This window comes from Muriventricola aceti (assembly GCF_025567565.1).
Classification (GTDB): Bacteria; Bacillota; Clostridia; order Oscillospirales; family Oscillospiraceae; genus Lawsonibacter; species Lawsonibacter aceti.
This window is the reverse complement of sequence record NZ_JAOQKF010000003.1, coordinates 51,889-58,680: the sequence shown is the minus strand read 5'-3', so window position 1 is coordinate 58,680 and position 6,792 is coordinate 51,889. Positions and strand designations below refer to the sequence as shown.

Below are 6,792 nucleotides of genomic sequence, written 5' to 3'. Positions count from 1 at the left end.
TTGATTTATTTTTTAATCATAGCAGGGCAAAAAATCAGGCGGTTCCGTCGCGGGTCTTACGGCCTTCGGCGGGGCCGCTTTTACCGTCGTCGCTCCCGTCGTTCTCGTCGAAATATGTCCAGAAGATAGACTCTTTTTTCTGTTCGACAATCCGCTTGTACTTGAAGTGAACCAGGTCGAAGATCTCCTCTCTGGCGTCCGGGGGCAGGAGGCGGAACATGGCAAGAAAATCGGACTCAAGCTGGGACAAGGGGACGCCGTCACAAGTGGGCGGGCTTGAGGGTAGCGGAGGCAATTCTAAGAGACGCCCGGCATCAATCTCGAAATAACGAGCGAGAGCGACCAGGGCCTCATAGCCTGGCTTGCTCCTCCCCCGTTCCCAGTCTCCGACATTTCCATTAGAAACGCCGATAGCCTTTGCAAGTTCTACTTGCGTTACGCCCTTTTTCGAGCGTAATTCTCGTAAAAGTTCACTAAACATAAAAAGCACCTCTCGAAAATCCGTGAATTTTTCTCGTAAATGTATTGACATTCTCGTAAATACGCAATATAATACTCATAGATTAAAAAATTAAGCAAAACAAGCATACCACACCGACCACAAAAAGGAAAGCGTAAAGGAGGCCGAACATGAGAAACGGCAGAAAGCCGACCAGGAAACAGAAGATCAGGCTCGGGCAAGCGGGCCTCGCGCCGGAGAACTGGCTCGTCGTGCGGCAGAAGCCGGACGGGGAACTCATCATCCTCCACAAGCGCACGAACATGATCCGGGTCGTCCCTTCGCTGGGACAATGACCCACACAACAGGAAGGAGCAGCAGCATGAGCGAGAAAAGAGAACGCATTTGCCCGGTCTGCGGGCGCAGTTATACCGACCCTCCCGCGCTTTCACGGCGGGACAACAAGACGGACATCTGCCCGGAGTGCGGGATGCGGGAAGCCCTGGCAGCAATTCCTCGGCGCGAGACCCCCGCCGAACGGACGCGGCGGGCCGTCTACGCTACCGGGAACAAGTGGGCGATCGAGAACTTCGAGGCCACACACTCATAGCCGAAACGCCCCTCGGGGCGTCATCGAGGGGGAGAGCCCGCCCTCGGTCTGATGATGGCAGGGCACGGAACAACAGGAAGGAGCAGCAGTATGAGAAAGATGAAGAAGATCAACGGCTACCTCGTCGTCAAGTTCAACGACCGGGAGCTTCGGGAATGGGAGGGCACGGCCCTCGGCAAGTACGGCGTCATCGACGCGGAGCTCTACACGGGGACGCTCGAGGTCGACCGGGGCGCGATGGAGTACGACAACGCGGACAGCATTGAGGAGGCCGTGGAGCTGGCCCGTGGGCTTGAGTCGGAGCTCGACACCGAGGAGCCCGAGGTCAAGGTCACGCTCATCAAGGAGACGGACGAGGCCACCGAGGAGGAGGAAGTGGACGCGCAGAAGATGATCGCCGGATGGGAGAACACCCTCCGGGGACAGGTCGCGAGCCCCCACTACAAGGACGTGGACGAGCGCACGGCGGCACATGAGCTTTACGGCTACAAGGCCGCGCTCCGCGACCTGGGCCTTCTGGATCGGGAAGACTGCTACGTCCTCCCGGACACCTTCGGGGAGGCCCCGGGGCCGCTCCCCAAGAAGCCGGAGGAGCTCCTCTCCTATGTGTGCGACGAGCTTTGCCGCCACCACCTCCCGGAGATGACGCAAGAGCAGCTCGACGCGGTTTGTGCGCGGTGCTCCCTTGAGCGGCTGGCGGACGAAGCGGACGAGGCGGAGCTCCGCATCCGCACAAAGGCGCACCGGGAGCTCAACGGCCTCATCGCGGATCTCCGGGACGCCCGGCCCGGCGCGGAGGCCGGACGGCTTGAGCACGAGGCCCGGGCCTATCTCCGGGCGCTGGCGGCGACGGGGACGGTCACAGAGGGCGAGAGCGCAGCCCTCACCGCCGCGATCGAGGAGGCCCGCACCGCCCAGGCCCACACGCCGGAGCGGACGACCTTCGAGCACCTCCACCCGGAGCTCAAGCGCCACCGGGAGACGGCGCAGATCTACACCCTGGGGCTGGCGCTGGCGGCGGATTGCCCGGACAACGATTGCCGGGTCTACCTCAACATCTTCAACGGGGCCCGGGAGCTGGATGCCGCCCTGGACAACCTGGACGCGGAAGGCGCTCCGGCGCTCGCCTTGCGGAAGGCGCTCCGAGAACGGGTCGGAGAGCTGGCGGAGATGTTCGACGGGAACTTCGCCGTCAAGCAGTATCGGAAGGAGGCGAGATCATGAACGGGTTAGACCTCTTTAGATCCCCGAAGACGGCGGCGGACGAGATCGCCGACATCGTCTCGGCACAATGTCCGCCCGTTGTCCCTGAGAACTGCGACGCCTTCTCATGCCGGGAGTGCTGGCTTGCGTGGCTGACTACAGGCGAACCGCCAAAAGAAAAGGGGCCGTCCGACAAGCAGACAGCCCCGGGCAGAGACTCCGCTCCATACTACCCGCCCACAGAAGCAATCAGAAAAGCAGCAGAAAGACTTAAGGACGGAAACATGGAGTACACGGCTATAGCTCTTATTCGGGCTCATGATGGCGAAGAACTTCCGCAGCCTTAAACGCATACGCCCGAGCGATGATCGAAGCTGCATAGTATGTTTCACGGCATACCGCTATAATTGCTTCCTTTTGGGCGTCGCTAAGGTTGGCTCCGGCGTGTTCATCGGAGTCGAGGATGGTTTTGCGAAGGCGCTCCCCAAGAATAGACCAGTCGGCGTCACGACAGGCATCTACCTCGTCATGAACTCGCTCCACAGCGTTGAGAACATCGTCACACATTTAGATCACCTCCTTCCCGGGCCGGAAGCCCTACTTCGATTATACCAGCGCCGGGGAGGGGCACACAAGGAGGAAACAGCAGCATGAAAGCAGAACTCAAACGAGCCGCCGACCTCGTCGCCTTCCAGCGGCGGGAGGCCCTGGCGCGGAAGCGGCTCTCGGGCGATCCCCGGAACCCCTTCCGGCCCCGCTACGGGGCGGAGCTGACCTTCACGGCGGCGGCGCAGGAGGCGGAGACCCTGGGCTATATTCTCAAATTACTTGAGAAGGAAGCGGCCCGGGAGTGTGCGCGGCGGGTCATCCCCACGCTGGACGCGATCCTTGACTTTGTCATCGGGTTCGGGTTTCTGGCCCTGGCGATGCTGGGCGTCGCCGCCGCGTGTGTGGCAGCGGGAGCGCCGGACGGCATCACCCGGACGGCGGCGCTTTTGGGCGTGGGTTTCATCACAGCCCTCTCGCTGCACCGCCTGGGGCGGAAGTAATTCTAAGAACGACTACACAGGAAGGAGGACAGCGATGAAAAGCAACGGCAAACTTTGCCCCCTGGGGAAGCTCGTCGTCAAGGCGCTCGCCGACCAGGAGAAGACAAAGTCGCAGCTCGCCGCCGAGATCGGGACGTCGCCGCAGTATCTAAGCTACATTCTCTACGGCGTCCGCTCGGGCGAGAAGTACCTCCCGGCGCTCATCGCGGCCCTCAAGCTCGACCCCCGGAAGGTCGAGAAGGCAACGGCAGCATGACAGCAGGAAGGGAGGGACAGGAGTGCCGGACGTATTCATCACCATGAAGGAGGCGGCGGAGTTCGAGGGCGTGAAGTATGGGACATTCGCCCAACGCATCGCCCGCAACCCCAAGCAGTACAAGACCAAGACGCAGCCCCAGGAGGGCGGAGGCAAGGAGCAAGTTTTGATTGCGGTCTCCTCGCTCTCCCCAAAAGGCCGGAAGGCGTGGCGGGCGGCGCAGAAAGTGGACGGGAGGGATGTCGTCATAGAGAAGCGAGCAGAGTCCGCGCCCTGGTATGTGGGCGTCGACCTCAACCACTACACCGAGCAGCATAAGAAGGAGTTCTACGAAGCCGTCGAGCTGGCGGCACGGGTTCAAGACTTCATAGAGTACGACGGCCCGGAAAACCGCACGGCCTACGCGGAACGCTACGCGCTGGGGCTGGGCGTGAGCCCGCAAACCCTCTACCGCTACATGAGCAACGTCCTCAAGGCGAACGCCTGGGCGCTCAAGCTGGAGAAGGAGGACGGGCAGAACCGGGACTACTTCCGGGCGCTGGCCTTGTGCCGGAAGCCGAAGGAGAAGGCAACCTTCCCAAGCCTCACGGACGAGCAAAAGGCGCTCATTGAAAACATCTGGTTCGACCACCGCTTCGCCGCCAACCTGGGGACGATTGAGATGCTCTATGAGAAGTTTGAGGAAGTCGCCGAGGGCCGGGGCTGGGAGAGCTACCCCAGCATCAAGACGGTCGCCCGGTACATCAAGCACCTCATGGACAGCCGGGGCGCAGAGTCGGCCCGCTACCTCGCGGCCAACGGCTCCCGGGAGTGGAAGAACAAGAAGATGCTCAAGGGCAAGCGGGACGCGACGAGCCTCAAGGTCATGGAGTACGTGGTCGGCGACGAGCACACCTTCGACTTTTGGGTTCAGTGGGTTGCCCCGAACGGGAAAGTCAAGGCCGTCCGCCCGAAGCTCGTCGCATGGATGGACATGCGGAGCCGGGCGATCGTGGGCGACGTGGCTTGTGTAGACGCCAACAACCAGACCCTCAAGGAGAGCCTTGTGAAGATGCTCTACTCCCACCCGGGCGGCGTCCCCCACATCCTGCACGTGGACAACGGCAAGGACTACACGGCGAAGACCATGACGGGCCAGAGCCGGAAGAAGCGGAACATCGAGTTCGAGTTCGACGCGGAGACGGTGGGTTTCTACCAGAGCATCGGCATCGAGGAGGTGGGGCGGTCGCTCCCCTATCAGCCGTGGGACAAGCCGATCGAGCGTTTCTTCTCGACCGTGTGCTCCAAGTTCTCAAAATGGTTTGAGAGCTACACGGGCACCCTCACGGGTTCCAAGACCTACGCCAAGCGGCAGAAGGACGTCGACGGGATGCTCGAGCGTGGGGAGCTGCTCACGATGGAGGAGTTCTTCGAGGCGTGGACGGAGTGGAAGGAAACGAAGTACCACACCCGGGAGCACCGGGGACTCAAGGACGCGGGCGAGAAGTGGGTCACGCCGATCTCGCTCTTTGAGAACGGCGAACGCTATGAGAAGGCAGCGCCGCCCCGGGAGTATGCGGCGATGCTGCTCATGAAGGCGGACACCGCCCTCGTGCGGAACCAGGGGATCACCAAGTTCGGGACGCTCTACACGGACTACGAGCTTTGTCACTACGTCGGCAAGCACGTCGGCATCAAGTGGGACATCGACGACGTCACGAAGCTCTACGTCTTCGACGAGGAGGGCCGGAAGATATGCGAGGCCGTCTCCGCCGAGCTCCTGGCCTTCGGGCCCCACTGTTCACAGGCGGCGCTTGAGCGCCACCTCCGCGACCAGAAGCGGCAGGAGAAGGAAATGCGCGAGATCCTGGAAGACATGCGGAGGCCCTACGAGCTCCGCGTCCAGGAGGGCGGACGCCCCTCGAGCGCGGTCGGCATGATCGACCTCACCATCAAGGCGGAGCGGAGCCCGAAGGTCATCGCCCTCCCGAACGACAAGGAATACCGGGCGGAAGCGGCGGCAAGCCGGAAGGCCAGGAAGAAGACATCCGGGGACGAGTTCCTCACCAACAAGGCAGACGACGCCCTCGCCCGTTTGAGGGCTATGAACGAATAGGAGGTACAACATGGAAGTCACAGCAGCAGCGGCCCAGGCCGCAACCTATACCAACAGCAAGAGTCTCGCGGAGCAGATCAACGACTACCTCGCGGCGACGAAGACCAGCATCGCGACCCTGGCAAGCGAGATCCCGGGCTATTCCCGCCCGACGATCTCCCGCTACCTCTCGGGCAAGTACGAGGGGGACATCGCAGCCATTGAGAAGCTGCTCGCGGACTGGCTGGCCGGGCGCACCGGGGAGGACGTGGCCCTCCCGGAGCCGGGCCGGAAGACCGGGACGAAGCCCGCCTTCTTTGAGAGCCGGGACGCCCTCAAGGTGCTGGGCGTGTGTCAGAGCTGTCAAGAGTACATCGGGCTCGGCATCGTGGTCGCCCGCAGCGGCTACGGCAAGACCTACTCCCTCCGGCAGTACGCCAAGCTCCCCCGGGTCGCCTATATCGAGTGTGACGACACCATGAGCAGCCGGGATCTTGTGGAGGCGATCGAACGGGCCCTCGGCATCCCCAGCGGCTACGGGACGATCTGGCGCAGGGTCAACGGCATCCGGGACTATTTCAACACGAACAAGGGCTACCTCCTCATCATCGACGAGGCGGACAAGCTCGTCTCGAAGTACACCCAAAAGAAGATGGAGATCCTCCGGGCGATCTTCGACCAGTCGGACGTGGGGCTCGTCATCGCCGGGGAGCCGAAGCTCGAGGCGCAGATCAAGACCTACCTCGTCCGCATGGCGAACCGGGTCGACTTCTACGTCAGCCTCAAGGGGCTTGACCCCTCGGAGGTGGAGGGCTACCTCGCGGGCTTCGAGGTCGCGCCGGACGCGATGGTCGAGCTCAAGGCCCGGGCCTGCAACATGCAGACGGGATGCTTCCGCCTCCTCGACCGCACCCTCTCCAATGTGTCCCGCATCCTTGAGGAGAGGGGCGAGAGGGTCGTCACGGTCAAGATCATTGAGCAAGCCTCGAGCCTCATGATGCTTTGACGCGGAGGAGGCCGGGACAATGAAAATGAGAAAGCAGCGGCTCATGGGGCTCGCTATGCTGGCGATCACCGCCCTCATCCTGGTTATGGCCCGAGGCGGGAGGACGCCGGAGGACAGCGACGCGACCGCCGCCTTCCTCACCGGGCCCCTGGGCT

General features: G+C 62.3%; 10 protein-coding genes and 1 other RNA gene. 9 read left to right on the top strand and 2 right to left on the bottom strand.

The window, feature by feature from the left end:
* Positions 1 to 34: 34 nt before the first annotated feature.
* Positions 35 to 481: a helix-turn-helix domain-containing protein gene (locus OCV64_RS04295; RefSeq protein ID WP_262669409.1), complete on the bottom strand. Its 447-nt coding sequence runs from the start codon at positions 479 to 481 to the stop codon at positions 35 to 37.
* A gap of 149 nt (positions 482 to 630) precedes the next feature.
* Between OCV64_RS04295 and OCV64_RS04290 the strand changes: the two genes are divergently transcribed.
* The 5 genes from OCV64_RS04290 (at position 631) to OCV64_RS04270 (ending at position 2,599) form a co-directional block, all read left to right on the top strand.
* Positions 631 to 795 (top strand): DUF6906 family protein, encoded by a 165-nt coding sequence (locus OCV64_RS04290; RefSeq protein ID WP_227108726.1) that lies wholly within the window; start codon positions 631 to 633, stop codon positions 793 to 795.
* 26 nt (positions 796 to 821) lie between these two features.
* Entirely contained in the window at positions 822 to 1,049 is a 228-nt protein-coding gene (locus tag OCV64_RS04285) for a hypothetical protein (RefSeq protein WP_148336538.1), read from the top strand.
* An RNA gene (locus tag OCV64_RS04280) (hammerhead ribozyme type II) lies at positions 1,048 to 1,116 on the top strand. The genes OCV64_RS04285 and OCV64_RS04280 overlap by 2 nt, the downstream gene beginning before the upstream one ends.
* A 23-nt stretch (positions 1,117 to 1,139) precedes the next feature.
* Positions 1,140 to 2,273 carry a hypothetical protein gene (locus OCV64_RS04275; RefSeq protein ID WP_262669408.1) on the top strand — a complete coding sequence of 378 codons (1,134 nt, stop codon included), beginning with the start codon at positions 1,140 to 1,142 and terminating at the stop codon, positions 2,271 to 2,273.
* A complete protein-coding gene (locus OCV64_RS04270) occupies positions 2,270 to 2,599 on the top strand; it encodes a hypothetical protein (protein WP_100932358.1) in 330 nt (109 codons plus the stop codon). Before OCV64_RS04275 ends, OCV64_RS04270 begins: the two co-directional genes overlap by 4 nt.
* Here the strand turns inward: OCV64_RS04270 and OCV64_RS04265 are convergent.
* Positions 2,559 to 2,819: a hypothetical protein gene (locus tag OCV64_RS04265; protein WP_148336542.1), complete on the bottom strand. Its 261-nt coding sequence runs from the start codon at positions 2,817 to 2,819 to the stop codon at positions 2,559 to 2,561. The two genes, OCV64_RS04270 and OCV64_RS04265, sit on opposite strands and share 41 nt — an antisense overlap.
* 83 nt (positions 2,820 to 2,902) lie before the next feature.
* On the opposite strand from OCV64_RS04265, the gene OCV64_RS04260 reads away from it, so the two are divergent.
* The 4 genes from OCV64_RS04260 to OCV64_RS04245 are packed head-to-tail and all read left to right on the top strand — an operon-like array spanning position 2,903 to position 6,637.
* Positions 2,903 to 3,301 (top strand): hypothetical protein, encoded by a 399-nt coding sequence (locus OCV64_RS04260; protein ID WP_148336544.1) that lies wholly within the window; start codon positions 2,903 to 2,905, stop codon positions 3,299 to 3,301.
* A gap of 34 nt (positions 3,302 to 3,335) precedes the next feature.
* Positions 3,336 to 3,557 carry a Cro/Cl family transcriptional regulator gene (locus tag OCV64_RS04255; RefSeq protein ID WP_008982039.1) on the top strand — a complete coding sequence of 74 codons (222 nt, stop codon included), beginning with the start codon at positions 3,336 to 3,338 and terminating at the stop codon, positions 3,555 to 3,557.
* A gap of 22 nt (positions 3,558 to 3,579) precedes the next feature.
* Positions 3,580 to 5,652, top strand: a complete 2,073-nt coding sequence (locus tag OCV64_RS04250; RefSeq protein WP_262669407.1) for a Mu transposase C-terminal domain-containing protein — start codon at positions 3,580 to 3,582, stop codon at positions 5,650 to 5,652.
* Positions 5,653 to 5,662: 10 nt separating this feature from the next.
* Complete coding sequence (locus tag OCV64_RS04245) at positions 5,663 to 6,637, top strand: AAA family ATPase (protein ID WP_148336546.1); 975 nt, start codon at positions 5,663 to 5,665, stop codon at positions 6,635 to 6,637.
* Positions 6,638 to 6,792: the final 155 nt, after the last annotated feature.

What these genes read in the sequence shown, in the direction of transcription:
- OCV64_RS04270 (WP_100932358.1), top strand. Translation starts at nt 2,270, where the DNA reads ATGAACGGGTTAGACCTCTTTAGATCCCCGAAGACGGCGGCGGACGAG.
- OCV64_RS04275 (WP_262669408.1), top strand. Translation starts at nt 1,140, where the DNA reads ATGAGAAAGATGAAGAAGATCAACGGCTACCTCGTCGTCAAGTTCAAC.
- OCV64_RS04285 (WP_148336538.1), top strand. Translation starts at nt 822, where the DNA reads ATGAGCGAGAAAAGAGAACGCATTTGCCCGGTCTGCGGGCGCAGTTAT.
- OCV64_RS04255 (WP_008982039.1), top strand. Translation starts at nt 3,336, where the DNA reads ATGAAAAGCAACGGCAAACTTTGCCCCCTGGGGAAGCTCGTCGTCAAG.
- OCV64_RS04290 (WP_227108726.1), top strand. Translation starts at nt 631, where the DNA reads ATGAGAAACGGCAGAAAGCCGACCAGGAAACAGAAGATCAGGCTCGGG.
- OCV64_RS04265 (WP_148336542.1), bottom strand. Translation starts at nt 2,819, where the DNA reads ATGTGTGACGATGTTCTCAACGCTGTGGAGCGAGTTCATGACGAGGTA.
- OCV64_RS04260 (WP_148336544.1), top strand. Translation starts at nt 2,903, where the DNA reads ATGAAAGCAGAACTCAAACGAGCCGCCGACCTCGTCGCCTTCCAGCGG.
- OCV64_RS04295 (WP_262669409.1), bottom strand. Translation starts at nt 481, where the DNA reads ATGTTTAGTGAACTTTTACGAGAATTACGCTCGAAAAAGGGCGTAACG.
- OCV64_RS04245 (WP_148336546.1), top strand. Translation starts at nt 5,663, where the DNA reads ATGGAAGTCACAGCAGCAGCGGCCCAGGCCGCAACCTATACCAACAGC.